This window comes from Thalassospira sp. ABD4_177, from assembly GCF_056160125.1.
This window is the reverse complement of record NZ_JBSWWO010000001.1, coordinates 158,023-181,984: the sequence shown is the minus strand read 5'-3', so window position 1 is coordinate 181,984 and position 23,962 is coordinate 158,023. Positions and strand designations below refer to the sequence as shown.

At 55.5% G+C, this 23,962-nt stretch carries 21 protein-coding genes; 12 read left to right on the top strand and 9 right to left on the bottom strand.

All coding sequences use genetic code 11. The features are described from left to right. Window positions 1-241: 241 nt before the first annotated feature. Window positions 242-505, top strand: coding sequence for a DUF1674 domain-containing protein (locus ACXAF0_RS00840; RefSeq protein WP_475342888.1), 264 nt, complete (start codon window positions 242-244; stop codon window positions 503-505). Window positions 506-562: 57 nt separating this feature from the next. On the opposite strand, the gene ACXAF0_RS00835 is transcribed toward ACXAF0_RS00840, so the two are convergent. The 4 genes from ACXAF0_RS00835 to ACXAF0_RS00820 form a co-directional block, all read right to left on the bottom strand. Continuing rightward, complete coding sequence (locus ACXAF0_RS00835; RefSeq protein ID WP_475342887.1) at window positions 563-859, bottom strand: hypothetical protein; 297 nt, start codon at window positions 857-859, stop codon at window positions 563-565. Then, the gene (locus tag ACXAF0_RS00830) at window positions 856-3,168 is read right to left on the bottom strand and encodes an FdhF/YdeP family oxidoreductase (RefSeq protein WP_475342886.1); all 2,313 of its coding nucleotides are present in this window, start codon (window positions 3,166-3,168) and stop codon (window positions 856-858) included. Before ACXAF0_RS00830 ends, ACXAF0_RS00835 begins: the two co-directional genes overlap by 4 nt. A 177-nt stretch (window positions 3,169-3,345) precedes the next feature. Continuing rightward, window positions 3,346-4,011 carry a ribulose-phosphate 3-epimerase gene (rpe, locus tag ACXAF0_RS00825; RefSeq protein WP_475342885.1) on the bottom strand — a complete coding sequence of 222 codons (666 nt, stop codon included), beginning with the start codon at window positions 4,009-4,011 and terminating at the stop codon, window positions 3,346-3,348. A gap of 132 nt (window positions 4,012-4,143) precedes the next feature. Next, on the bottom strand, window positions 4,144-5,490 hold the full coding sequence (locus ACXAF0_RS00820) for an RsmB/NOP family class I SAM-dependent RNA methyltransferase (RefSeq protein WP_475342884.1): 1,347 nt from the start codon (window positions 5,488-5,490) through the stop codon (window positions 4,144-4,146). A gap of 205 nt (window positions 5,491-5,695) precedes the next feature. Here ACXAF0_RS00820 and ACXAF0_RS00815 point away from each other — a divergent pair, with 205 nt between their 5' ends. The 4 genes from ACXAF0_RS00815 to purH all read left to right on the top strand — a co-directional run bounded on the left by ACXAF0_RS00815 (window position 5,696) and on the right by purH (window position 12,339). Further along, a complete protein-coding gene (locus ACXAF0_RS00815; RefSeq protein ID WP_475342883.1) occupies window positions 5,696-6,706 on the top strand; it encodes an MraY family glycosyltransferase in 1,011 nt (336 codons plus the stop codon). Between the two features lie 127 nt (window positions 6,707-6,833). After that, the gene (locus ACXAF0_RS00810; protein ID WP_475342882.1) at window positions 6,834-8,783 is read left to right on the top strand and encodes a polysaccharide biosynthesis protein; all 1,950 of its coding nucleotides are present in this window, start codon (window positions 6,834-6,836) and stop codon (window positions 8,781-8,783) included. 223 nt (window positions 8,784-9,006) lie between these two features. Further along, window positions 9,007-10,419 carry a 2-oxoadipate dioxygenase/decarboxylase HglS gene (gene hglS / locus ACXAF0_RS00805; RefSeq protein ID WP_475342881.1) on the top strand — a complete coding sequence of 471 codons (1,413 nt, stop codon included), beginning with the start codon at window positions 9,007-9,009 and terminating at the stop codon, window positions 10,417-10,419. A gap of 342 nt (window positions 10,420-10,761) precedes the next feature. Continuing rightward, the gene (purH, locus tag ACXAF0_RS00800) at window positions 10,762-12,339 is read left to right on the top strand and encodes a bifunctional phosphoribosylaminoimidazolecarboxamide formyltransferase/IMP cyclohydrolase (protein ID WP_475342880.1); all 1,578 of its coding nucleotides are present in this window, start codon (window positions 10,762-10,764) and stop codon (window positions 12,337-12,339) included. 77 nt (window positions 12,340-12,416) lie between these two features. On the opposite strand, the gene ACXAF0_RS00795 is transcribed toward purH, so the two are convergent. Genes ACXAF0_RS00795 through hemC form a run of 4 tightly spaced genes read right to left on the bottom strand, consistent with a single transcriptional unit; the run spans window position 12,417 to window position 17,146 of the window. Further along, window positions 12,417-13,868: a heme biosynthesis HemY N-terminal domain-containing protein gene (locus ACXAF0_RS00795; RefSeq protein WP_475342879.1), complete on the bottom strand. Its 1,452-nt coding sequence runs from the start codon at window positions 13,866-13,868 to the stop codon at window positions 12,417-12,419. Next, window positions 13,865-15,388, bottom strand: coding sequence for a COG4223 family protein (locus ACXAF0_RS00790; RefSeq protein ID WP_475342878.1), 1,524 nt, complete (start codon window positions 15,386-15,388; stop codon window positions 13,865-13,867). The genes ACXAF0_RS00795 and ACXAF0_RS00790 overlap by 4 nt, the downstream gene beginning before the upstream one ends. 57 nt (window positions 15,389-15,445) lie before the next feature. Further along, window positions 15,446-16,165 carry a uroporphyrinogen-III synthase gene (locus ACXAF0_RS00785; protein WP_475342877.1) on the bottom strand — a complete coding sequence of 240 codons (720 nt, stop codon included), beginning with the start codon at window positions 16,163-16,165 and terminating at the stop codon, window positions 15,446-15,448. 36 nt (window positions 16,166-16,201) lie between these two features. After that, entirely contained in the window at window positions 16,202-17,146 is a 945-nt protein-coding gene (gene hemC / locus ACXAF0_RS00780) for a hydroxymethylbilane synthase (protein ID WP_475342876.1), read from the bottom strand. Window positions 17,147-17,435: 289 nt separating this feature from the next. Here hemC and tsaD point away from each other — a divergent pair, with 289 nt between their 5' ends. The 5 genes from tsaD to ACXAF0_RS00755 all read left to right on the top strand — a co-directional run bounded on the left by tsaD (window position 17,436) and on the right by ACXAF0_RS00755 (window position 20,680). After that, window positions 17,436-18,494, top strand: a complete 1,059-nt coding sequence (gene tsaD / locus ACXAF0_RS00775) for a tRNA (adenosine(37)-N6)-threonylcarbamoyltransferase complex transferase subunit TsaD (RefSeq protein ID WP_475342875.1) — start codon at window positions 17,436-17,438, stop codon at window positions 18,492-18,494. A 51-nt stretch (window positions 18,495-18,545) separates the two neighbouring features. After that, window positions 18,546-19,550, top strand: coding sequence for an NAD(P)H-dependent glycerol-3-phosphate dehydrogenase (locus ACXAF0_RS00770; RefSeq protein ID WP_475342874.1), 1,005 nt, complete (start codon window positions 18,546-18,548; stop codon window positions 19,548-19,550). Between the two features lie 102 nt (window positions 19,551-19,652). Next, window positions 19,653-19,931: a YciI family protein gene (locus ACXAF0_RS00765; RefSeq protein WP_008888584.1), complete on the top strand. Its 279-nt coding sequence runs from the start codon at window positions 19,653-19,655 to the stop codon at window positions 19,929-19,931. 3 nt (window positions 19,932-19,934) lie between these two features. Next, window positions 19,935-20,348: an EVE domain-containing protein gene (locus ACXAF0_RS00760; protein WP_475342873.1), complete on the top strand. Its 414-nt coding sequence runs from the start codon at window positions 19,935-19,937 to the stop codon at window positions 20,346-20,348. Further along, window positions 20,345-20,680: a Rieske (2Fe-2S) protein gene (locus tag ACXAF0_RS00755; RefSeq protein ID WP_475342872.1), complete on the top strand. Its 336-nt coding sequence runs from the start codon at window positions 20,345-20,347 to the stop codon at window positions 20,678-20,680. Before ACXAF0_RS00760 ends, ACXAF0_RS00755 begins: the two co-directional genes overlap by 4 nt. A 38-nt stretch (window positions 20,681-20,718) precedes the next feature. Here the strand turns inward: ACXAF0_RS00755 and ACXAF0_RS00750 are convergent, their stop codons facing one another. Beyond that, entirely contained in the window at window positions 20,719-21,528 is an 810-nt protein-coding gene (locus ACXAF0_RS00750; protein ID WP_475342871.1) for an alpha/beta hydrolase, read from the bottom strand. 71 nt (window positions 21,529-21,599) lie between these two features. Here ACXAF0_RS00750 and ACXAF0_RS00745 point away from each other — a divergent pair, with 71 nt between their 5' ends. Together ACXAF0_RS00745 and ACXAF0_RS00740 are read left to right on the top strand one after the other, a co-directional pair. Then, window positions 21,600-22,814, top strand: a complete 1,215-nt coding sequence (locus tag ACXAF0_RS00745) for a glycosyltransferase family 4 protein (protein ID WP_475342870.1) — start codon at window positions 21,600-21,602, stop codon at window positions 22,812-22,814. Beyond that, window positions 22,811-23,809: a glycosyltransferase family 9 protein gene (locus ACXAF0_RS00740; RefSeq protein WP_475342869.1), complete on the top strand. Its 999-nt coding sequence runs from the start codon at window positions 22,811-22,813 to the stop codon at window positions 23,807-23,809. Before ACXAF0_RS00745 ends, ACXAF0_RS00740 begins: the two co-directional genes overlap by 4 nt. The last annotated feature ends 153 nt before the right edge of the window (window positions 23,810-23,962 follow it).

The window sequence follows — 23,962 nt, the reverse complement described above, 5'->3', positions numbered from 1 at the left end:
CTCCTTGTTTTGCTCGTACGCTTGGAATAGCGGCTTTGCGCCTGCTCGAAAAGAGTCTGTTTTGCTCAAAATTTCGCGTGTGCCTGCATCAGGATTCCCTGTTTGATTCCAAAGGCCTGAAATCACATGGGTTTGTGCGTGCTTTTGCCCATGGCCCGACGGACTTGCCGATCAGGGTCGTGCAGGTTATTTCTTTGGCAAATGTGATTTATCGGGCGAAGCCCAAAGCAGGAGAAGACGAATGGCCGGAAAGTTCCGCGAAACCGTCATTCACGAAGTCCCCAAGGAAAAGGCAGAACCGCAGGCCGATACCAGTCCGGCATCTGACGAGATCGCCGGGGCAGAGGAAGCACCCAAGCTATCTCAGGGTGCGATCAATGCGTTAAATGAGGCCAAGGCTGCCAAGGAAGCCGCCGCCAAGGCCCGCGAAATCGGCGGACCCAAAGGTCCGGAGCCGACCCGTTTTGGGGATTGGGAAAACAAGGGCCGCTGCATCGATTTTTAATGTAAAAAGCCCCGAGGTAGCTGCGAGATTACTGCGCTGCGGGCTTCGTGTGTAGTGCTAATTTGGCTGATAGTGCGTGCGCATTGTACGCGCATCGCGTCTGGTGATTGTAAGTAGATCGGTTGATTGCACCAAGGCATTAAGTTCGCGCAAGACAATCGCATGCGCCATCCCGAATAACCTTGCAAATGTGCGGCTGTCGCGCGCAATTTCTTGTTGTGCGGCCACTAAAATGGCCCCTTGAACGGGGGTTAGCTGTGAATGTTTGGTTATCGTGCGCTCAACCAGATGCAGAAAAAACTCTGCATCTGGTTCTTTGTCAGCGTTCTTTTGATTTCGGGTGTTATTGGTCACACCCGATTTACCGAACTAAAGGACACCATCACTGATTTCGATGTTGGTGTATCGCTTTGATCACCTGCACTGCCAAGTGGCACCAAGACGTTTAGTTCAGGATAGTATCCAGCTACACTGCCACGCGGAATGTCATAAGAGACAAAGCGGAAATCATCGGCAATTCGTTCGACCCCGTCATCATATTCGCTGACGACGTTGACCCGATCGCCTGACTTGGCTCCAAGGGCTGCCAAGTCTTCCGGATGAATGAAAATGACTTTGCGTTCGCCGTAAACTCCACGATAGCGATCATCCAGTCCATAAACGGTGGTGTTGTACTGATCGTGCGACCGGAAAGTTTGCAGGGCAAAATGGGATTTTTTGCTGCTTGCTTTCTGGTTTTGGCGGGCTTGTTGATGCACCGTTTGCTTTGGCAGCGCGATATTCGAAAAAGTCGCTTTGCCAGCAGGTGTCTTCCATTCCCGATGTGCGGCGTCATTACGAAGATGGAAGCCGCGCGGTTTGCGAAGGCGGGTATTGTAATCGGCAAAGCCCGGAACAGTGGCCTCGATATGGCTGCGAATACGCTCATAATCATCGGCAAGCTGGGCCCAAGACACAATTTCGCTACCAACAGTGTCTTCGGCAACGCCGGCGATGATTGCGACTTCGGAAAGAAGGTGCGGCGATGCCGGGCGGTTGATGCCAGCCGATCCGTGCACCATGCTCATTGAGTCTTCCACGCTCACGACCTGAGACTGACCATGGGAATTCAGGTCGATCTCGGTTCGGCCCAAGCAAGGCAGCAGAAACGCTGTTTCACCGGGCATCAGATGAGAATGATTGGGCTTGGTTGCGATATGCACCGTAAGTCGCAGGCTCTTCATCGCCTTGGCGACAAGTGCACTATCGGGTGTTGCCCGTGCGAAGTTGCCACCCAATCCAATAAAGGTTTTTGCACTGCCATCTAGCATCGCTCCGATTGCAGCAAGAACGTTATGCCCGTGCTTGCGTGGTGCCGTGAAACCGAATTCCTTTTCCAGCGCATCAAGGAAAGCCGCCGGTGGCTTTTCATTAATGCCAACCGTGCGATCACCCTGAACGTTGGAATGGCCGCGTACCGGGCACAAACCTGCACCGGGTCGGCCGATATTGCCACGCAGGAACATGAAATTGGCGATTTCACGAATGGTTGGTACGGAATGAAGATGTTGGGTAATACCCATGGCCCAAGTGCAGATCACATTTTCAGCAGACAAATACACATTTGCCGCCTGTTCGATTTCCTGTCGGGTCAGGCCCGACTGGCCTTCGATTTCAGACCAACTTGTCGCATCAACCACAGCCCGGTATTCGGCCAAACCGTGACAATGTTCGTTGAGGAAATCGTGATCAAGAACAGATGGCTCCCCATTGGCCAGTGCCGCGTCATCAGCAGCAAATACCGCTTTGCTCATGCCGCGGACGGCCGCCATGTCGCCACCCAGGCAGGGCTGGAAATAATGGCTGGCTATTTCTGTTGATTTGCCCTGCAGCATTTCGAGTTTTTCCTGGGGGTCGGAAAAACGTTCAAGCCCGCGTTCCTTGATCGGGTTGAAGACAACGATTTTTGAACCACGAATTGCAGCGCGGCGCAAATCACCCAGCATCCGGGGGTGGTTGGTGCCCGGGTTTTGCCCCAGCACGAAAATGGCATCTGCCTTTTCGAAATCTTCCAGCAGAACCGTACCTTTGCCAACCCCGATAGCCTGGCGCAGGCCTACGCCACTGGCTTCGTGGCACATGTTCGAGCAATCCGGGAAATTGTTCGTGCCAAAAATACGGACAAACAATTGATAAAGATAGGCGGCTTCGTTGCTGGCGCGGCCGGATGTATAAAACTCGGCCTCATCGGGGGTGCTCAATCCCTTAAGGATGTCACCGATTTCGGCAAAAGCATCTTCCCAGGCAACCGGTTGATAGGTGTCGCTTTGCCGGTCATAGCGCATCGGATGGGTGATGCGGCCGTTTAATTCCAGCTCGTAATCGCTAAGCTTGGCAAGTTCGGTCACGGTATGGTTGGCGAAAAAGGCGGGGGTTGCACGCCTGTCTGTCGCTTCCCAGGAAACGGCTTTGACGCCGTTTTCACAGAATTCGAATGACGATCCGTGCTCGGGGTCACCCCATGCACAACCCGGGCAATCAAAGCCGTCAGGCTGGTTTGCCTTAAGCATCGTACGTGCGCCGCTCAGGGGGCTGCCGCTTTGCAGCAACTGTTTGCCGCAACTTTTCAGTGCGGCCCAGCCACCGGCTGCCGACGATTTTTTTCCGATGAAATGTTTGTTCATGCAGGCATCTATTTGCCAGAACAGAAATTAGGTCAAGTATGCATACCTAATCGGGCGATAGAAAAAATTTATCAAACAGTTCCAGCAATGATTTGAATGTGTTCAAAACACAATCAGGGTCAGAACCGTTTGATGGTTCCGACCCTGATAAATTTTTGACACTGCTGTCAAAGCAGATTATGCACCGCGGATTGCCTTGATGTTGTTGGCATATTCGCCCGGACCGCCTTTGAAGGTGGCGGAACCTGCGACCAGAACATTGGCACCGGCTGCGATGACCTGCGGGGCGATTTCCGGATTTACGCCGCCATCGACTTCAAGGTCGATATCGCGGCCGGTCGCATCGATCATCTTGCGGATGCGCTTGATCTTTTCAAGCTGGCTCGGAATGAATTTCTGACCACCAAAGCCCGGGTTCACGGTCATGACCAGAACCAGATCAACCATGTCCATAACATATTCAATCACACTTTCCGGTGTCGACGGGTTCAGGGACACACCGGCTTTTTTGCCCAGCGACTTGATCAGCTGCAGCGAGCGATGCAAGTGCGGGCCGGCTTCGGCGTGGATGGTGATGATATCGGAACCGGCATTGGCAAATGCCTCGATATACGGATCGACGGGCGCAATCATCAGATGCACGTCAAACACTTTGTCGCTGTGCGGGCGCAGTGCCTTGACCACATCCGGGCCAATGGTGATGTTCGGTACATAGTGACCATCCATCACATCAATGTGGATATAGTCGGCACCGGCTTCATCAACAGCGCGGACATCAACGCCAAGCTGGGCGAAATCGGCCGAAAGGATCGAAGGTGCGATTTTAATGTTTGACGTGGTCATGCGTCACAGGTCCTGAAGCGATATGGGATACGGGAAATTCGCGGCCTTCATACCCCAGATTGCCCCCCATGTCACCCGAATGGGACTCATGGCTGCCTTGTGTGCGTCAAACTCTGATCTTCTGGCGAAAAATCAGGACTTTTTGACAAGTCGGGCGCAGAAAAAGCCGTCCATGCCGCCAAAATCGGCCATGTGGATCGGCAGAATGCGCAATTCACCGGCATCATTGATTGCCTCATCCCAACCGCCAAGTTCATCAGCGGTGACGGGTTTGCGTTCATAGTTCGGATGATCGGCAAGGAAGGATTTGACCTGATGCTCGCCCTCTTCGGGTTGCAGCGAACAGGTGCAATAGATGAGCTCACCCCCAACATTCAAAAGCTTGTCGGCCTGACGCAGAAGTTTGCTTTGGATCGGCAGAAGCGATTGCATCAGCTTGTCATTCTGACGCAGCAGGATGTCGGGATGTCGGCGAATGGTGCCGGTGGCCGAACATGGCGCATCCAGCAGGACGGCATCCGCACGCGGCGTATCAGGCGCCAGATCGGTGGCATCGCCGGTAACGATGGCGGCACCCAGCGAGACACGCTCAAGGTTCTCAAAAACGCGTTTCAGACGACCTTCGGATTTATCGACCGCAATTGCACTGGCACCAAGGGAAACCAACTGCATGGTCTTGCCACCCGGCGCGGCGCAAAGGTCATAGATGGTTTTGTCTTTGTACGCCGAAAACAGGGTTGCTGGGATGGCTGCGGCTGCATCCTGTACCCACCAATCGCCATCCTTGTATCCGGGCAGATCGCGAATGCGTCGACCCGGCTCAAGCCTTACCGATCCGGTTGGCAGGACAAGACCATCCATCTTTTCGGCCCACGCGGCCGATTGTGTGCGATCCTTGATCGACAGATCGAGCATCGCATGACCAAGGCAGGATTCGGCGATGCCCTGGGCGGTTTCCGCACCATAGGCCTTCTTCCAGGATCCGCGCAGCCAAGCCGGAATGTTGAGCTGCCAGTCTTCGACACCTTCGGGCCATTCAAAGCCATCGCGCTGCAATCCGCGCAGAACGGCATTGATCAGTTTGGTGTATTTATGCAAACCCGCATCACGCGCGAGATTGACCGTACTATCGACTGCGCCGTAATCGGACGTATCCATAAAGAACAGCTGCGCGACACCCAGACGCAGGATGTTGGTCAGGCGTGCTGCAACCCGGTCCTGTGGCGGTTGATAGCGCGGGGCAAGCACCGCATCAATTTCACCCAGATGGCGCAGAGTTGTGCCAAGCAACTGACGCAGGAAATTGCGATCAAGCGACGGCAGGCCATAGCCGTGCTTTGACAGAAGTTCATCCAGCGTCACTTCACCGCCGCGCAATTCCTGCAGGGTCTTGAGCGCAAGCATGCGCGGATCCGGGGCCTCGACCGTTTGTTTGCGGGGGGCATTGCGCTGGGATGGACGGGAACGACGTTCTGCCAAAGGATATCTCCGGTTTCGGTTTATGTGCTGTAGTTAAGCCCAGCATGGCAAACTGTAAAGCATCAAGCTTGGTTTTGCGCGACATGGCTGCGTTGTGAGCTTGGGTCGAAGGCATTCATCGGGTGAAAAGCCTTGCGATGGGCAATCGGTCCGGCTAATCCAGACGGATCAATCTGACGGGGACAGGGACAAGGGCAACCCAACGATGACTTTTGCAGGACTTGCGACCTTTGCAAGTATCTTTCTGATCAGCTCGATGTTGCTGACATGGGGGGTGCTGAACTATCTGCGGCGCAAGGCCATCCTTGATATGCCCAACCACCGTTCCAGTCACGCTGTGCCCACCCCGCGCGGCGGCGGGCTTGCCGTAACGCCGCTTCTGATTGTGCTGGTTGCCGGTGTTTTTGCCATGACCGGTGTGACGGGATTGGGTGAATGGCTGATGCTGGCTGCCTGTGCCGGGCTTGGACTGCTCAGCTGGCTTGATGATCGCCATGATCTATCTGCCGCCAAGCGTTTTGCCCTGCAATTTCTTGCCGTCATCATTGGCATGTTGGCGCTTGATAAACCGGTTCTGGGCGGGCTGGTGCCGATCTGGCTTGATCATGTGTTGGTGGTGTTGGCTTGGGTCTGGTTCATCAATCTGTTCAATTTCATGGACGGGATTGATGGCATTACCGGGGTCGAGGCCGGATCAATCGGTCTTGGGATTTTTATCCTCGCCCTTTTTGTGCCGCTGCCGCAATTCATCGGGCTTGGCTATATCGGGTTGGGGATCCTTGCGATCATGATCGGTTTCCTGATCTGGAACTGGCGCCCGGCGAAGCTGTTTCTTGGTGACGTTGGATCAATCCCGCTTGGGTTTGTTCTGGGCTGGCTGTTGTTAAAGGTGGCGTCCGAGGGGGCCTGGGCCATCGCGCTAATCCTGCCATCCTATTACCTGTTTGATGCGACATTTACCCTGATCAAGCGGGCCTTGCGGCGCGAGAAAATCTGGCAGGCCCATCGCGAGCATTTTTATCAGAAAGCCACCCAGCGCGGCTTTTCGCATGCCCGGGTGTCGGTCATGATCCTGATCAGCAACCTCGTTCTGATTGGTGTTTGTTTTGCCCAGAGCGACACACCCGACTGGATGCGGGTGATTGCCGCACTGATTGTTGTGCTTGGTTTGGTCGGTATGATGGTGCGTATGCCGGTGCGCGGGAACGCAGGGTAATATACAATCTTCCGATGCGGGCACTGCTTGACTTGATCGGGGCAGGGCGCGAAAAGAAAGCCTTATCCGCCAGTCGCAAAGCGGGTATATCCTTATAAAAACAGAAACCTTGCGAATAAGGGACCGCATGCTGCGATCGTTTCAGCGAAGCCACATCGCCTTTGCCCATGACATCTTCATGGCGGCCATCTCCTTCCCGTTGGCATTGTACCTGCGGGTGGGTGACGGCGTGGTTTACTACGCGCCGCATAACATCCTGTTTTCGGCAGGTATCTTTACGCTGATTGCGGCGGTGTCCTTTTGGTATTTCGGGCTTTATCGCGGCATCTGGCGATATGCGTCGCTGAATGACGTGATCCGGATTGCCAGGGCGGTTTCGGTTGCCGTGGCTGTTCTTTTCCTGGTGCTGTTTCTGACCACACGTCTCGATTGGATGCCGCGTTCGGCACCGATCATTCAGTGGTTCCTACTGATGGCGCTTCTGGGTGGGTCACGCCTGACCTACCGGATTGCCAAGGACAAATCGACAGCACGTGCGCTGGTGCGCCAGGGCACGTCACGTTTGCCGGTTCTATTGATCGGGGCAGGGGATGAGGCCGAAGCTTTCATCCGTGAAACCGAACGGTCTGCGGACACGCCCTTTAAGGTCGTTGGTATCGTTTCCCTGACGCAAGGCCGCGTCGGGCGCAACATGCACGGGGTTGATGTTCTGGCGACTGTCGATCAGCTCGAAGACGTCATCGCGAAATTGCAAAAGGGCCGGCATGGCCTGCCACGCCGATTGGTTTTGAGCGGCGATGCGCTTCGCCATGAAGACAACGCCAAATGGGTCGAGATTGCTGATCGTTATGGCATGACTTTGGCACGCCTGCCGAAGCTCGGTGATTTGCGCGAAGGACTTGCTGATCCGCTGCAAATTCGCCCGGTCGCAATTGAAGATTTGCTTGGCCGCCCGCAAGCGCGACTGGATCGGGATCGTGTGCGTGAAATGATTGCGGGTAAACGGGTTCTGGTGACTGGTGCCGGGGGATCAATCGGCTCGGAACTGGTGCGTCAGATCGCAACCTATGACCCAAGCAGCCTGACCTTGCTCGATGCCGGCGAGTTCCAGCTTTACGCCATCGATATGGAAATGGCGGAAAAATATCCTGATCTGCCACGTGACAGCATTCTTGGCGATGTTCGCGATCAAACCCGGATCGGGCAGGTATTTGAACGCTACAAACCGGAAATTGTGTTCCATGCGGCGGCCTACAAACATGTGCCGCTGGTCGAACACAACCCCAATGAAGGCATTCTGACCAACACGCTTGGCACGCGCAATGTGGCCGAGGCCTGCCGTGCTGCTAATGTCGCCACGATGGTTCTGATTTCAACCGACAAGGCAGTGAACCCCGCCAATGTCATGGGGGCGTCAAAACGACTGGCGGAATGCTATTGTCAGGCGCTGGAGACCCTGCCGCTTGATCAGCGTGGATCGACCCGCTTTGTTACTGTGCGCTTTGGCAATGTTCTGGGCTCGACCGGATCTGTCGTACCGCTTTTCAAGCGCCAGCTTGAGGCTGGTGGACCACTGACGGTTACCCACGAAGGCATCACGCGTTACTTCATGACCATCGCCGAGGCGGTGGAACTTGTTCTGCAATCAGCCGAACTCGGGCGTCATGGGGTAACCGAAGGTGGCAAAATTTTCGTCCTTGATATGGGCCGTCCGGTCAAGATCGTTGATCTGGCCCGTCAGATGATCCTGCTATCGGGCCTGCAGCCCGACAAGGATGTGGAAATCAAGGTCACCGGTTTGCGCCCCGGCGAAAAGCTTTATGAAGAGCTTTTCCACGATTCCGAACCCCCGGTGCCGACCGAAACCGACGGGGTGCTTTTGGCAGCGCCGCGTGTGGTGGATTATGAGCTGATCAAGCAGGTGTTTGATGCGCTCGAACACAGTGCAACCAACCGCAACACAACAAAAACGCTGGAATTGATCAGTCAGCTTGTGCCGGAATTCCAGCCGCCCGAGATCGGTGTGAAGTCGATCTTTGCCGATAACAAGGGCAGCGAAACCGAGACGGCGTCCTAAGACTGTTTCCACGCGGTCAGCTCTCAAGTGTGTCTGAACTCATTTCCGACTTTTGTTTCTATGATCTGCATGTTCATTCTTTCAAGGAATGAATTCGTGCCAAATTGTCGTTTGTCATGCCCGAAAGTGGGCAATATCTTGCCATCCTGATGATGAATGGGAATGATCTTGCCCGACAAGGTCATTCCACTGGTTCAATATGATCTCGTCTTTTGGAGGCCCCATGTCGACAGACGCCTTTGTCCATCCTGATGAAATCCGTTCGATGTTTTCCAGTGCGATGTCTGACATGTATCGCAGTGAAGTGCCGCAATATGGCACCTTGATGGAGCTGGTCTCCGAGATCAATCAGACCAAGCTCGACGCCGATCCCGAGCTTGCCGAAAGCCTTGAACATAATGGCGAGCTTGAGCGGATTGATCTGGAGCGCCACGGCGCGATCCGGCTTGGCAAACCCGAAGAGCTTTTCAATATGCGCCGCCTGTTTGCCGTCATGGGCATGCATCCGGTGGGATACTATGATCTGTCTGTTGCCGGTGTACCGGTGCATTCAACCGCATTTCGTCCGATTGACGAGGAAGCGCTTAAACGCAATCCGTTTCGTGTCTTTACTTCGCTCCTGCGTCTTGAATTGATCGAAGACGAAGAGCTGCGCAAGCAGGCTGAGAGCATCCTTGCCAAGCGCGAGATCTTTACTCCGGATGCCATCAAACTGATTTATCTGGCAGAGAAAAATGGTGGTTTGACCCGTAATCAGGCCGAGCAGTTCGTTGCCGAGGCATTGGAAACCTTCCGCTGGCATAGTGACGCGACCGTAACGCTGGAAACCTATCAGAAGCTTCATGACGCCCATCGTCTGATCGCCGATGTTGTCTGTTTCAAGGGGCCGCATATCAACCACTTGACCCCGCGCACCCTTGATATCGATGCTGTGCAGTTGGATATGCCAAAACGCGGCATCACGCCCAAGGCAATCGTCGAAGGCCCGCCTGCGCGGTCCTGCCCGATCCTGCTGCGCCAGACCAGCTTCAAGGCACTCGAAGAACGGGTCAATTTCATTGGCGATGACCGTGATGAAACTGTGGGCACCCACACCGCACGCTTTGGCGAGATTGAGCAGCGCGGCATTGCCCTGACGGCCGAGGGTCGCAAACTTTATGACACGCTTTTGGCCACGACCCGCCAGGCCGTGCAGATCAATGCCGGTGGGTCGAATGCACGGGATTACGAAACCGAACTGGCCGAGCGTTTTCTGGCCTTCCCCGATGATTACGAGACGCTTCGTGTCGAGAAACTGGCCTTCTTCCGCTATGGCCCGACCAAGGCGGGTTTGAATGCGGCCAAAAAGGGTGATCTTGATCCGGCAACCCCGGTCAATGAATTGGTGAATCAGGGCTATCTGCGCGCCGATCCGATCATTTATGAGGATTTCCTGCCAGTTAGTGCTGCCGGGATTTTCCAGTCCAACCTCGGCAGTGACGAACAGAAAAACTATGTCGAACAGTCCAATCAGGATGTGTTCGAGGAATGCCTTGGGGCAACGGTTGGTGATGAACTCGCCCTGTATGCGGGGTTGGAGCAAGGCTCGCTAAACGCAGCACTTGAAGCACTTGGTATGCGCAAAAACGTAGCCTGATCTGTAACTGGGTCAAATATCAGCGGGGTGGCGTGATGCCGCCCCGTTTTGCTTTGTATGTGAAGTTGCTTCAACGCGCCGAGAAAGCCGCCATGCAAGAATTCGGGGTCCACATTTTGCGCCGCACATGCTAAAGCTCCGCGCGAAACATGGTTCGGACTCATTGATCATGTGTCGGCCCGGATTGGAGACGTTGTTTTTCGATCCCGTTTGAAGGCCGGTTTGCCCGCAACACTGTCATTTCGCATGCACGAGCAGCCATGCGCATTCGTGATTTTGTCGGCCGATATATCATCAATGGGTCCGCAACCTTCATCACATTGATGCATGAAAGCGAACCCAATGACTGCTCGTATTGCGCGCGCGCTTATTTCTGTTTCCGACAAGACCGGTCTGGTCGAATTTGCCAAATCCCTCCACGCTCAGGGTGTTGAAATCCTGTCGACGGGCGGCTCTGCCAAGGCGATTGAAGCTGCTGGCGTGCCGGTAAAGGAAGTTGCCGATCATACCGGTTTTCCTGAAATCATGGACGGTCGTGTCAAGACTCTTCATCCGAAGATTCACGGCGGCCTTCTGGGCCGCCGTTCTCTTTCCAGCCATATGCAGGCGATGGAAGATAACGACATTTCCCCGATCGATCTGGTTTGTGTGAACCTCTATCCGTTCGAAGAAACCGTTGCCAAGGGTGCCGATTTCGACACCTGCATCGAAAACATCGATATCGGCGGGCCGAGCATGATCCGCTCTGCGGCCAAGAACCATGAATCGGTTACCGTGATTGTCGATCCGTCCGATTACGACCGCGTCGTTGCCGAGATGAATGACAATGCGGGTGCCACAACTGCTGAGACCCGCCGGGTTCTTGCCGCCAAGGCGTTCGCCCGTACCGGCGCCTATGACTCTGCGATTTCAAGCTGGTTTGCCGGTGAGCTTGGTGAAACATTCCCGCAGCGCCTGAACGTTTCTGCTGAACTGAAACAGACACTGCGTTACGGCGAAAATCCGCATCAGCAGGCTGCGTTCTACACCAATGGCAAAAACCGCCCGGGTGTTTCCACCGCGACTCAGCTGCAGGGCAAGGAACTGTCATTCAATAACCTCAATGACACCGACGCTGCGTTTGAACTGGTTTCTGAATTCGATGAAAAGCCGGCTGTTGCGATCATCAAGCACGCCAACCCGTGCGGCGTTGCCGAGGGCGAAAGCCTGATTGATGCCTATCACAAGGCGCTGTCTTGTGACCCGGTATCGGCCTTTGGCGGCATCATCGCGGTCAACCGCACCCTTGATAAGCAAACCGCCGAAGAAATCGCCAAGCTGTTTGCCGAAGTCGTGATCTGCCCGGATGCAGATGACGCCGCCAAGGAAGTCTTGGCAGCGAAGAAAAACCTGCGTCTTCTGGTCACCGGCGGCATGGCCGATCCGGAAGGTGAAGACATGACCTTGCGCTCGCTTGCGGGTGGTTACCTGCTTCAGAACCGTGATGCGGGTCGTGTCAAACGTGAAGAGCTGAAGATTGTTACCAAGCGCAAGCCGTCCGAGGCCGAACTTGATGACCTTCTGTTTGCCTTCCGCGTTGGCAAGCACGTCAAATCGAATGCCATTGTCTATGTCAAAGACGGCAAAACCGTTGGCATCGGCGCCGGTCAGATGAGCCGTGTGGATAGCTCGCGCATTGCCGCATGGAAAGCCGAGGAAGCTGGCAAAAATGCCGGTGAAGGCGAACTGCGCACCCAGGGTTCGGTGGTATCGTCTGACGCGTTCTTCCCGTTTGCCGATGGCCTTCTGGCCGCGGTCAAGGCGGGTGCAACGGCTGTGATCCAGCCGGGCGGTTCCATGCGTGACGAGGAAGTCATCGCAGCGGCTGATGAAAATGACATCGCCATGGTCTTTACCGGCATGCGTCATTTCCGCCACTAAGCGGTTCGGACCTTAAAAGAAAAACCCCGCAAGGATGCCTTGCGGGGTTTTTTTATTGGTCGGATCAGAACGGAAAATCAGGCCTGAACGGTTGCTTTGCCGTCTTTGCTGTCACCCGTTGGTGACGAGTCTTTGGGATCATCCCCATCACTTTCCTGATCAATCACGGTGCCGGTTTGTGCAATCGCAGACGGCTTTGTGGTTTCCGGTTTTGCCTCACTCTTGGCGCCATCTTCCTGATGAACACGAAGCGGTGTACGCCATTCAACACTGCCAAAGGAATGGCAGGACGGGCAGGAAACAACCCAGCGGTCGGTTTCAGCCCCGCAAGCGCCGCAACGCCAATCCGGATCCGGGTTGGCATGGCTTGCCTTGATCAGCAATTCACGGGCCTTCGCACCGTCCTGGTTCTCACGCAATTCAAGATCGGCCAGCAGACGGTAATGACGTGCTTCGGCCTTGGTTGCCATGGCCTTTTCAATGTTGCTGCGCGCAATACCCCACAAATCGGCTTCAAGGGCGGCTTCGGCCAAAACGATCTGGCTTTCGACATGGGTGGGGTTGTTGGCAACCAGCTTTTCAACCGATTTGACCTTTGCCAACGGATCACCGGTCAGCGTTTCGCGGAAAATCGCCCCCAACGCGGCAGAAGGTGCTGTTCGCCAGCTTTGGATCACCACGTCACGTGCCTTGCCATCCTGGTTCAGATCACGATACAGGCCAGCCAGAAGCACGGCGGCACCGGTGAAGTCACCAGCAGAGTTAAGCGCCTTGCGCAGAAGTTTGATGGCCTCGGCATTTTCGCCAGCCGCAATGGCGTCTTCTGCCTTTGCCGTAATCAAAAGGGCGCGACGATGGGTCAGTTCATCTTCGCTAAAGACCGATGCCTTTTGCGCATCGACCAACAGACCAAGCGCCCGATCCCAGCGTTTGGATGTGAGCAGCAAGTCAAACAGTGTCACGATCACAGCCGGGTTACGCGGGCGCAGACGATGTGCCCGTTCGGCGTAATCAAGGGCAGCTTCCCGGTCGTCGGCTTTCAGGGAAAGCTGTAACAAACCACGCAGGCCGAAAAAGGCAGAGTCGGGTTTTTCCAGCATGGCTTCAAACTGACGTTTGGCGGCGTCATTGTTGCCGTCAAGCTCTGCCGCCTGCGCGGTCAGAAGTCGCGTCAGGGTGTCATCTTCAAGATAACGGTCGACAGCCCTTGTATGACGGAGTGCCTGACGCACATCACCCGATGCCAGTTCCAGCAAGCCCATGGTAAGGGCCTGCTGGCCTTTCTTGCGGCGACGACTGCCCAGAAGGCGGCCAAGCCAGCCCGGCGAATTGGCAATGATCGTCCAGCCGCGCCACAGCAGAACCAGAACAGCGGTCAGCGCCAGCAATCCAAGCGCAACCATGCCAATCGATCCGTCAAAGCGATATCCCAGCCAGACAATCGTCATGCGACCCGGATTGTCGGCAAACCAGACGGTGCAGAAAACCAGTGCGGCGGAGATCAGGATAAAGGTCAGAAGGCGGATCATTGGCTGCCCTCCGGACCCGTACTGGTCAGAATGCCAATCGCATGCGCGCTCAGCGTCGCAATCGATTCATTCAGGGTTTGGCGATTTTCCGCAGCACGCAGCCAGTCACTGACGGCAGCGGCCGCATGATCGCCTTCAACCCCCTGAAGGGCGGTGACCGCAGCATCAAGATCATCCTGTGCAAGGGCGTTTTCGGCCAGAACCAGGCGACCTTCAAGCGATTCCTCGCCGGCGGCATCAACACGTCGGATCGGAACCAGTTTCTTGATATTTGCCCAGGTCGCATCAAGCACACTGCCCGAATGATCATCGGTGGCTGCCGCAACAGCTTCCTGTGCCATGATCGGGAAGGACTGACGCAATTTTTCAAGCGTCGGTGCGCCCTGTTCAGCCAGTGGTTTCAGGATCTTGATCAGTTCTGCGATTACTTCGTCGTCGCCAGCACTGCGTTCGAGCTGGTTCAGCGCAATGACAAACGGCCCACCACGTTGAAGGGCATCACGCAGAATCGTCACAGCCATCGCAATTGCCTGACCACGGCTTTCGACGCGCAGGCCACTGGTCGCACGGATTTCTTCTTCCATGGTTGACAGGCGGGCAGACAATTCACGCATTTCATTGGCGACCCCGGCCAGTTCGCTCTCAACCCGTGCCAGTTCCTCGATCGGGGCGGTGCGGGTTTCGATCTCGGCCATGCGGCGTGCAACCGTGTTCTTCAGCGTATCGCCACGTTCGCTGTTCAGGCGTTCGCGAAGGGCGTCAATCGTGCCTTCCAGGCGTGACAGGCGTTCGGTCAGGTCGGGATCAATCACAACCGACCCGTCCGGGATCGGCTCGGCATTTGCGGTGGATGCACTGTCTTCACCAGCATTCGGCAGCATTTCTTCGGTTGCGAGTGCGCTGTCATCCGCCTCGGCCATGCCGGCATCTTCGCTGGGTCTGGGAAGGGTTGCGCTACCCGAAGAACCGCTATCGGTCGGCGTATTGGTGGCAGTGATTTCGCTGCCGGATGCCGTATCCGTTCCAAAGCCCTCTGGCGTGATTTCTGCAAGGATTTCGCTTGGTACATATTGCGCCAGGACCGGCTGGGCGTCGCGCCACCAGATTGCGCGTGTCAGCCAACCTGCTGCAAGGGCGCCAACAATAATGATTACAAACAGGAACAGGGCTTTGCCACCACCGCTGCTTTTGCGTTTTGGTGAAGCTGCCGGCTTGGCTGCATCGGTCTTTGCACTGTCAGCGGATTTGGAATCCTTGGTGTCCGGTTTTGCCGCGCTGCTGGTTGCCGCACTGGCCGGACCTGTTTTGTTGGCAGCGCTGCTGCCCTTTGACGTGTCGCTGTCTCCAGACTTGGTCGTTCCGGCGTTTGGCACACTGGACTTCGACGCAGTGCTGGTCTCGGCCTTTTTCGTGGTCGAGTCCGCATTGCCTTTGCTATCGACGGAAATGGTATCGGACGATTTTTTGGTATCGGCCGATTTTGCGGAAGCATTGGTTTTTGGCGTTTCTGGTGTTTTCACGATCAGACCATTGCAGTTTGCGGTTATTCCCAAAACGGCGTCAGGCGCAGGAAGCCATCACGACAGGGACCCTAGCTCGTAAAGAAGGTATTCTTGTGTCGGTTGTGATGCAACGCGCGTTCTATGCCATGTAAGATCGGATATCTTCGATTGCACCGCCGGACTCAGGCAAATCGCGCTCATTCCCGACAAATCTCTCTCAAGCTTATAGCTGTGCACAAGCTTAACAAAGGTTTCCGCAGTGCGGGGAGAGAAAAATAAAACAGCTTCAACATGATGCCCGCGAAGGGCCTCAATAACCTCTTCTGGAAGCGTCCTGCTTTCCCCAGCTTGATAGACGGTTTGCCGATCAACGCCATATCCATCAGCCAACAGTATCTGACCCAGATCACCGGCCGTTTTGCGGGCCGCCGGATGGAAAAGCGGTCCGCGCGTGGGATCAACCTTTTTGCGAATCAGCGCGGCCAGATCATGGATATCGCCATTGGCCGAATGGACATCGTCAAAGCCATATGCACGGCTTTCGCGTGCTGTGGCATCGCCAACACAATAGGCCGGAAGCGATCGGTCATCGGTCAGTTTGGCAAAGGCCCGTACGCCGTTGGCCGATGTGAAAATCACAGCCTGATAGACTGTGATATCAAGCGGGGCGACCGGTGTCGGGAAAGTAATATTGAGCATCGGCGCAGACAGGTGGCGGAAGCCGCGCCTGTCAAGCGCGGCCAAAAGGTCGGCAGAGTCGGTATCGGGCCGGGTATTTAGTACCAAGGGTCCCATCTGCGTCCCTGTCTGTTGCCAAGGTCCTGCTTTTACTCAGGCGGAAATGAAATCCGGTCCGCCGCGTTGCTTAAGCTCTTCACCTGCGTCCGTGCCCGCCGCACTTGCCGTTTCCATGTCTGGCTTGGCAATCATGCATTCGGTATCAAGGCGTTCGCTGCCATCCGGGCGGACAATCGATACGCGCAGGCGCAGGCTGCCATCATCCTGAAATTCGGCAAGGGCCGCAATCGGCGTGCGACATGATCCGTCAAGCGCCTTAAGGGCTGCACGCTCTGCCGCCACCCGAACGGCAGATGTTTCGCAATGAAGGACGGAAATCCAATCTTTGCTTTGCGTATCGCTTTCGCGGATGGTGATGCCGATGGCACCCTGTGCAACGGCGGGCAGCATTTCGTCTTCGGAAATCGGGGCGGTGGCGATGTCGGGCTGTCCCAATCGGTTCAGACCAGCCATGGCCAGAAGCGTTGCATCAACCTGTTCTTCGCCCAGTTTGCGCAGGCGGGTCTGAACGTTGCCGCGGAAGGTGACTACTTTGAGGTCGGGGAACTTGTTCAAGATCATCGCCTGACGACGCAGGGATGCCGATCCGATCACGGAGCCCGCCGGCATTTCGGCAAAGCTTTTATATTTCAGCGAAATAAACGCATCGCGGACATCTTCGCGCGGCAAAATGGTCGGCAGGATCATGCCATCGGGCAGAACCGTTGGCACATCCTTCATGCTGTGAACAGCAAGATCAATCTCGCCACCTAAAAGCGCGTCATCGATTTCCTTGGTAAACAGGCCCTTGCCGCCAATTTCCGACAGGGCACGATCAAGGATCTTGTCGCCGGTAGTGGTGATCACGGTGATGGCAATCGCGCCTTCTTCGGCAAGTTCCGGATGGGCATTTGCCAGTTTGTCACGGACCTCATGTGCCTGCGCCAGAGCGAGGGGCGAACCACGGGTGCCAATGCGAAGTTTTGCTGTATCTGTCATGGGTGAAGTCTTAGTCTTAAAAATGTTTAAAAACAAGGTCTGCGGGACGTCGGGTGACCCCGACAAATGATGTGAATTTTGGCTGATTTTAATTGCTCGAATTTCGGCTGCATTGATTTAGGTCGCGGGTCAAAAACTTTGCAACGCTTGCGAAACGCGATAACTGCATATGGCCGTTGCACAGCACGGGGGTGGAAAGCGCAGAAACTTTCCGCTACATCATCGGCACGCCTGTAATAGGATTCCGATTGCCGCGCATGTCGGCAGAGTTGGTAAACGGATCAGGATCATGATCGTTCTGGGTATCGAAACAAGCTGTGATGAAACGGCCGCTGCTGTTGTGAACGACAAGCGCGAAATTCTGGCAAACCGTGTTTTGTCCCAGCTTGATGATCATCGCCCCTATGGCGGGGTTGTGCCCGAAATCGCGGCGCGCGCCCATCTTGAACATCTTGATCGTCTTGTGGCCGAGGCCATGGATGATGCCGGTGTCGATTTTGATGACCTTGATGCTGTGGCCTGCACCGGTGGCCCAGGCCTGATCGGGGGTGTCATGGTCGGCACCATGACGGCCAAGGCGATTGCCTTTGCGGCGCAAAAGCCATTCCTTGCGGTTAATCACCTTGAAGGCCACGCATTGACCGTCCGTCTGACCGATGATGTGGCCTTTCCCTATTTGCTATTACTGGTATCTGGTGGCCATTGTCAGGTCCTGATTGTCGAAGGTGTTGGCAAATACAAGCGTATTGGTACCACCATTGATGACGCGGTTGGCGAGGCGTTTGATAAAACCGCCAAGATGATGGGGCTTGGTTATCCCGGTGGTCCGGCACTTGAAAAGATTGCCGCCAAGGGTGATCCGAACCGCTTCGGGCTGCCGCGCCCGCTGCATGGGCGACCGGGCTGTGATTTTTCCTTTTCGGGCCTTAAGACTGCTGTTCGGACCTATCTCGACAGTTTCCCGGTCGAACAACAGACCGGGGAAGTTAAAGCCGATCTTGCCGCATCTTTCCAGCGGGCAGTGGGCGATACCCTGATTGATCGGGCGCGTAATGCCGTGTTTGAATTCATGCGCGATTATCCTAGTGGCAAGACGCTGGTGCTTGCGGGCGGTGTTGCAGCAAACAAATATCTGCGCGGACGTCTGGTGGAACTGACCGATCAGGCGGGTATGGAGCTGGTCGCGCCGCCGCTTAATCTGTGTACCGATAATGCCGCAATGATTGCCTGGGCCGGGCTTGAACGTTTCCGTCTGGGGGAATGCGATGATCTTGATTTCAAGCCGCGTCCGCGCTGGCCACTTGATCCCGAAGCGCCCAAACGTCCGGGGGCCGGGGTTAAGGCGTAAAGCTTCCATCCGAATTACTGCACGACTTCATCTTTTGCCGGAATTTTGATCATGAAAAAGCGCATCACAGTTGTGGGTGGCGGTGCCTGGGGAACGGCCCTGGCCGTGCAGGCTGTACGGGCCGGCGAAGATGTCGAACTGATCCTGCGCAATGAAGAACTTGCAGACCGGATCAATAGCACGGTTGAAAACGATCTATACCTGCCCGGTATCGAATTGCCGGGCGCACTTCGTGCCACCACCCATGTTGAGGGCTTACGCGACTCCGAGGCGGTCTTGCTTGTTACCCCCGCACAGCATTTGCGCGAAACCCTGACCAAATTGTCGACCCATTGGCCAGATCAGCTCCCGGCGGTGATTTGCTGCAAGGGCATTGAAAAGGAAACCGGTGCGCTAATGGCACAGGTGGTTTCCGAAACGCTTGGCGATGTGCCGGTTGCGGTTTTGTCCGGCCCGACCTTTGCGCAGGAAGTTGCGGTTGGCCTGCCGGCGGCGATTACGCTCGCCTGCGAAGATCGCACGCTTGGCAAACGCTTGGTCGAGTTGATCGGAACCCCGGAATTCCGGCCCTATTTCAGTACCGATGTGGCTGGTGTTGAAGTGGCAGGCGCCATCAAGAACGTTCTGGCGATTGCCAGTGGCGTAGTGGCCGGCTTGAAGCTGGGTGATAATGCGCGCGCGGCCCTGATTACCCGCGGGATTGCCGAAATGTCAAGGCTCGCAGCGGCCATGGGTGGTCGGGTTGAAACCATGCTGGGCTTGGCCGGCCTTGGTGATTTGACCCTGACCTGTACCGGGACGCTTTCACGTAACTACACCTTTGGCGTTGCCTTGGGCGAAGGCCGCAAGGCGCAAGACATTCTGGCTGAGCGTCGATCCGTGACGGAAGGTGTTCATACCGCAGCATCCATCACTGCGGTTGCCAGCAAATATGGTGTGGAAATGCCAATCTGTGCAGCGGTTGATCAGGTGGTCAATCATGATGCGGATCTGCGCAATACGATCAATGCCCTGTTACAGCGCCCCTTCCGTGACGAGCTTGAAAACGCCGACTAAATCCCGTCATCACGGTTTTGTGCGACGCGGTTCGGCTTGAGAATACATTGGGCTTCTGGCACTTTACCGACATTGATCCCATAAAGAAGCAGGAAACAGTCCATGCATTTCTATATTCGTTGCGTTGACAAGCCGGGCCACCTTGACGTGCGCAAGGCCAATCGCGAAGACCATCTGGCCTATATCAAAGGCGGTTTTGCCGATCGTATCGTTGCTGCGGGTCCGACTCTTGATCCCGATATGGAAGGCATGAATGGCTCGGTGTTTATCATCGAGTTTGATGCTATTGAGGATGCCCGCGAATTTGCCGCCAACGACCCCTATGCCAAGGCAGGACTGTTCGAATCTGTTGTCATTCGTCCGTTCAAAAAGGTCTTCTGATCCATGGCATACTGGCTGGTCAAAACCGAACCGGGAAGCTGGTCGTGGGACGACCAGGTCAAGAAGGGTGTCGAAGGCTGGGATGGTGTGCGTAACCATCAGGCCGCTAAGAACCTGCGGGCGATGAAGATTGGCGACAAGGCGTTCTTTTATCATTCGGTGAATGAAAAACGCATTGTCGGGATTGTCGAAGTGGTGCGCGAATATTACCCGGACCCGACCGATGAAAAGGGCAAGTTTGTCCAAGTGGATTTCGAAACGGTCAAGCCGTTGAAAAACCCCGTGACCCTTGCCGATATCAAGGCCGACCCACGCTTTGCCGATCTTGCCTTGCTCAAACAATCGCGCTTGTCGGTGATGCCGATTGATGACGCATCATGGGCTGCCATCTGTGAAATGGGCGGGGTCGATCCATGAGTGATTTGCCGTCGGCCGGCACAGTACTTTGCGCACTTAGCGATCTTGATGCGACGGGTGCCAAGGGCCTTAATCTTGGTGACACCGGCATTTTTGTTGTGCGCAGTGGCGATGATGTCTTTGGCTATATCAACAGCTGCCCGCATATCGGCGTGCCACTGGATATGGAACCGGACGAATTCATCAGCGATTTTGGCGATGAAATCATCTGTTCGACCCATGGCGCACGTTTTCGTATCGAAGATGGCGAATGCGTATCCGGCCCATGCACAGGCGATATGCTTGAACCGGTTGCAGTGAAAATAAAAGACGATCAGGTCGTTCTGGCCTGATCGTCAGTCATATCCATGCAGAATACAAAGACGGTGCGTTACCCCGCCGTCTTCGCGATCACTTCATCAATATGGTTGGTGATCACGTCCAACTGATCGGGCTCTGACAGGCGATGATCGCCGGTCTTGATCAGGTCCACCCGAACATCATCGGTAACCAGTGCCTCTGTCAGGCGGATCGCCGTTTGCCAGGGCACGTCCGGGTCCTGCATACCCTGAACCAGTCGGACCGGGCATTTCAGATCAATCGGTTGGCGCAGCAAAAGCTGGGTGCGGCCGTCCTCGATCAAATCACGGGTGATGGTATAGGGGTCATCGCCATATTCTGTCGGCTCGATCAACGCACCTTCATCCATGATGGTCTTTTTCTGGTCTTCGCTGAACTGGGCCCACATCAGGTCTTCGGTAAAGTCGGGGGCGGCCGCGATGCCGACCAGACCGGAGACACGTTCCTTGCGGGCAAGAGCTGCCAGAAGCATGATCCAGCCGCCCATCGAGGAACCGACAAGAATCTGCGGACCAGTGGTTATTTCATCAAGCACAGCAATGGCATCACGGGCCCATCGCCCGATGGTGCCATCGGCAAATTTACCCGACGATTGTCCGTGACCGGAATAGTCAAAGCGGGTATAAGCCACCCCCTGCCGAATGCAGTGCGCCTCAAGGTGGGTGGCCTTGGTGCCGGTCATGTCTGACATGAAACCGCCAAGAAACATCACACCGGGCGTATTGGGCACCTGTACGTCAGATGGCTTGCCCGGTACGTGATGGTATGCGATTTTTAAACCATCTGGCCGGTTGAGATATTCGGGCTTTGCAGGCTGTTGCGTCGGCAAGTCATGTGTCATCCGGGGGCTTGGTCCTTGGTCCTTGGTCCTTGGGTGTTGGTGGTTGGAGTTGCATGAGCGCGTCAGAAGTAATGACAGAGACAGTCTATCGATCAGAGCCCCAAGCGCAAGGCGGGGACTATCGACCTGCCGTTATTTTACAGATCCTGCCGGAACTCGATGCTGGTGGTGTCGAACGCGGCACTGTTGATATCGCGCGTGCCATCGTTGATGGCGGCGGCAAGGCGCTTGTTGCATCCCAGGGTGGTCGGCTGGAACGCGAACTTGATCGCTTTGGCGCCAAGCACATCACCCTGCCGCTCAAATCAAAAAATATCCTGACCATGCGCAAGAATATCGATGCGCTCGTCAAGCTGATCCGTGAAGAGGGTGTCGATATCATTCATGCCCGCTCGCGCGCGCCGGCCTGGAGTGCCTATTTTGCTGCGCGCAAGACCGGCATTCCGTTTGTGACGACCTTCCACGGCACCTATTCCGGCTATAACAACCCATTCAAGCGTCGCTATAACGCGATCATGACCATGGGTGATCAGGTAATCGCGATCTCCAAGCACATCGCCAATCACATCAACAAATATTACAAGGTTGAACCGGAGCGCTTGAACATCGTGCCACGCGGCACGAATGTTGATCTGTTCAACCCGGAAAATGTCAGTCAGGAACGCCTGATCGCGCTTTCAAGCCAGTGGCGGTTGGATGGCGAGGAATATGTCATCATGCTGCCGGGCCGAATCACACGTTGGAAGGGGCACGGCTTCCTGATCCGCGCGCTTCCGGCAGTTCTTGAAGAGCTCGGCCATCGCAAAGTGCGTTGTCTTATCGTCGGGTCAGATCAGGGCCGCACCGGATATCGCGAGGAAGTCTTGCAGATGACGCGCAAGCTGGGGCTGGAAGATATCGTCCATATCGTTGATCACTGCAACGATATGCCGGCCGCCTACATGCTGGCAGATGTTGTCGCCTGTCCGTCTGTGGAGCCAGAGGCTTTTGGCCGTATTCCGTCCGAGGCACAGGCTATGGGGCGTCCCGTTGTATCGACGGCACATGGCGGGGCTATGGAAACGGTCTTGCCTGGCGAAACCGGTTGGCTGGTAAGCCCGGGTGAAGTTGATCAGCTGTCGCGTGCGCTTGTACAAGTCTTGAACTTGACGCCTGAGAAACGTGCCAAGCTGGCGACCAAGGGCCGCACCCATGTAATTGCCGAGTATTCCTTGGAGCAAATGGCCGAACGGACCTTGAATGTCTATGCCAAGGCGCTGCGCCGTGTCGTTAGGAACGCTGCATGATTGATCAGAAAAGCGAAAACGCGGCAGCGGAATCCCATGGGGATGCTGCGCGAGAGCGCATCCTTGTGATCAAACTCTCGGCTCTGGGTGATGTTGTTCTGGCCATGGGGCCGTTTGCGGCCATTCGGGCAGCCCATCCTGATGCGCACATTACAGTTCTGACCACACGGCCTTATGTCGACCTGATGAAGGCGACCGGGTTTTTTGACTCTATCGCCATCGACCGCCGCCCGAAACTGAGCAACCTGCGCGAAGTTTTGGCACTGCGCAGGTTTCTGCGGAATGGCAACTTTGATCGTGTCTATGACCTTATGGCATCGGATCGGACCGGCTTTTATTTCAAGCTGTTTTGGCCGGGGCCCAAGCCGGAATGGTCTGGTATTGCCAAAGGATGTTCACATCCGCATGCCAACTCGGCCAGGGCAAATATGCACACGATTGATCGTTTGGCCGAACAGCTCGCTGATGCTGGTATCAAAGATGTCCCAGCCCCCTTTATTGCAGGGCCGGATATTGATCTGGATCGTTTTGGCATCCGAAGCCCGTTTGTTCTGATTTGTCCCGGGGGGGCGGCACATCGCCCGGTAAAGCGGTGGCCAGCCGAAAGGTTTGGATTGCTGGCGAAGAAGCTCGCGGACTACCGGTTGACTCCGGTTCTGATCGGGACGGATAGCGAAGCCGATGTTCTGAACAAGATTGATCAGATGTGTCCCAAGGCCCGCAACCTGATGGGGCGCACGAGCTTCCTTGAGATTGCATCGCTTGCTGCGCGCTCGGTTTTGGCGATTGGTAATGATACCGGGCCAATGCACATTGCTGCGGCGGCCGGCGCACCATCGGTCGTTCTGTTCTCACGTGATTCTGATCCGAAACGTTGCGCTCCGCGTGGCCATGGCCCGAATGCGGTCAGTATTGTGCGCGAAAGCGATCTGCGTGAACTGACTGTCAATCGGGTGATGGATGTCATTCGCCAGCGCCTTGATCTGGTCGACTAGGATTTGCCGCATTTACCAGATCTGAAGCTGTAAAACAAAAGCGCGGAAAATGGCGCTTTGAGGCCGCTATAGGTGCCTAAAATCATTGCTTTCTGAACGCACGTGGATATGCTAGGTGAGGTCTTGCAGAAAACACATGTGAACGTGTCCATG

Coding starts and splice junctions, on each gene's coding strand:
- ACXAF0_RS00760 (WP_475342873.1), top strand. CDS start 19,935: ATGGCATACTGGCTGGTCAAAACCGAACCGGGAAGCTGGTCGTGGGAC.
- hemC (WP_475342876.1), bottom strand. CDS start 17,146: ATGACAGATACAGCAAAACTTCGCATTGGCACCCGTGGTTCGCCCCTC.
- ACXAF0_RS00765 (WP_008888584.1), top strand. CDS start 19,653: ATGCATTTCTATATTCGTTGCGTTGACAAGCCGGGCCACCTTGACGTG.
- ACXAF0_RS00830 (WP_475342886.1), bottom strand. CDS start 3,168: ATGAACAAACATTTCATCGGAAAAAAATCGTCGGCAGCCGGTGGCTGG.
- tsaD (WP_475342875.1), top strand. CDS start 17,436: ATGATCGTTCTGGGTATCGAAACAAGCTGTGATGAAACGGCCGCTGCT.
- ACXAF0_RS00795 (WP_475342879.1), bottom strand. CDS start 13,868: ATGATCCGCCTTCTGACCTTTATCCTGATCTCCGCCGCACTGGTTTTC.
- ACXAF0_RS00740 (WP_475342869.1), top strand. CDS start 22,811: ATGATTGATCAGAAAAGCGAAAACGCGGCAGCGGAATCCCATGGGGAT.
- ACXAF0_RS00815 (WP_475342883.1), top strand. CDS start 5,696: ATGACTTTTGCAGGACTTGCGACCTTTGCAAGTATCTTTCTGATCAGC.
- ACXAF0_RS00785 (WP_475342877.1), bottom strand. CDS start 16,165: ATGGGACCCTTGGTACTAAATACCCGGCCCGATACCGACTCTGCCGAC.
- purH (WP_475342880.1), top strand. CDS start 10,762: ATGACTGCTCGTATTGCGCGCGCGCTTATTTCTGTTTCCGACAAGACC.
- rpe (WP_475342885.1), bottom strand. CDS start 4,011: ATGACCACGTCAAACATTAAAATCGCACCTTCGATCCTTTCGGCCGAT.
- ACXAF0_RS00750 (WP_475342871.1), bottom strand. CDS start 21,528: ATGACACATGACTTGCCGACGCAACAGCCTGCAAAGCCCGAATATCTC.
- hglS (WP_475342881.1), top strand. CDS start 9,007: ATGTCGACAGACGCCTTTGTCCATCCTGATGAAATCCGTTCGATGTTT.
- ACXAF0_RS00745 (WP_475342870.1), top strand. CDS start 21,600: ATGACAGAGACAGTCTATCGATCAGAGCCCCAAGCGCAAGGCGGGGAC.
- ACXAF0_RS00810 (WP_475342882.1), top strand. CDS start 6,834: ATGCTGCGATCGTTTCAGCGAAGCCACATCGCCTTTGCCCATGACATC.
- ACXAF0_RS00840 (WP_475342888.1), top strand. CDS start 242: ATGGCCGGAAAGTTCCGCGAAACCGTCATTCACGAAGTCCCCAAGGAA.
- ACXAF0_RS00755 (WP_475342872.1), top strand. CDS start 20,345: ATGAGTGATTTGCCGTCGGCCGGCACAGTACTTTGCGCACTTAGCGAT.
- ACXAF0_RS00770 (WP_475342874.1), top strand. CDS start 18,546: ATGAAAAAGCGCATCACAGTTGTGGGTGGCGGTGCCTGGGGAACGGCC.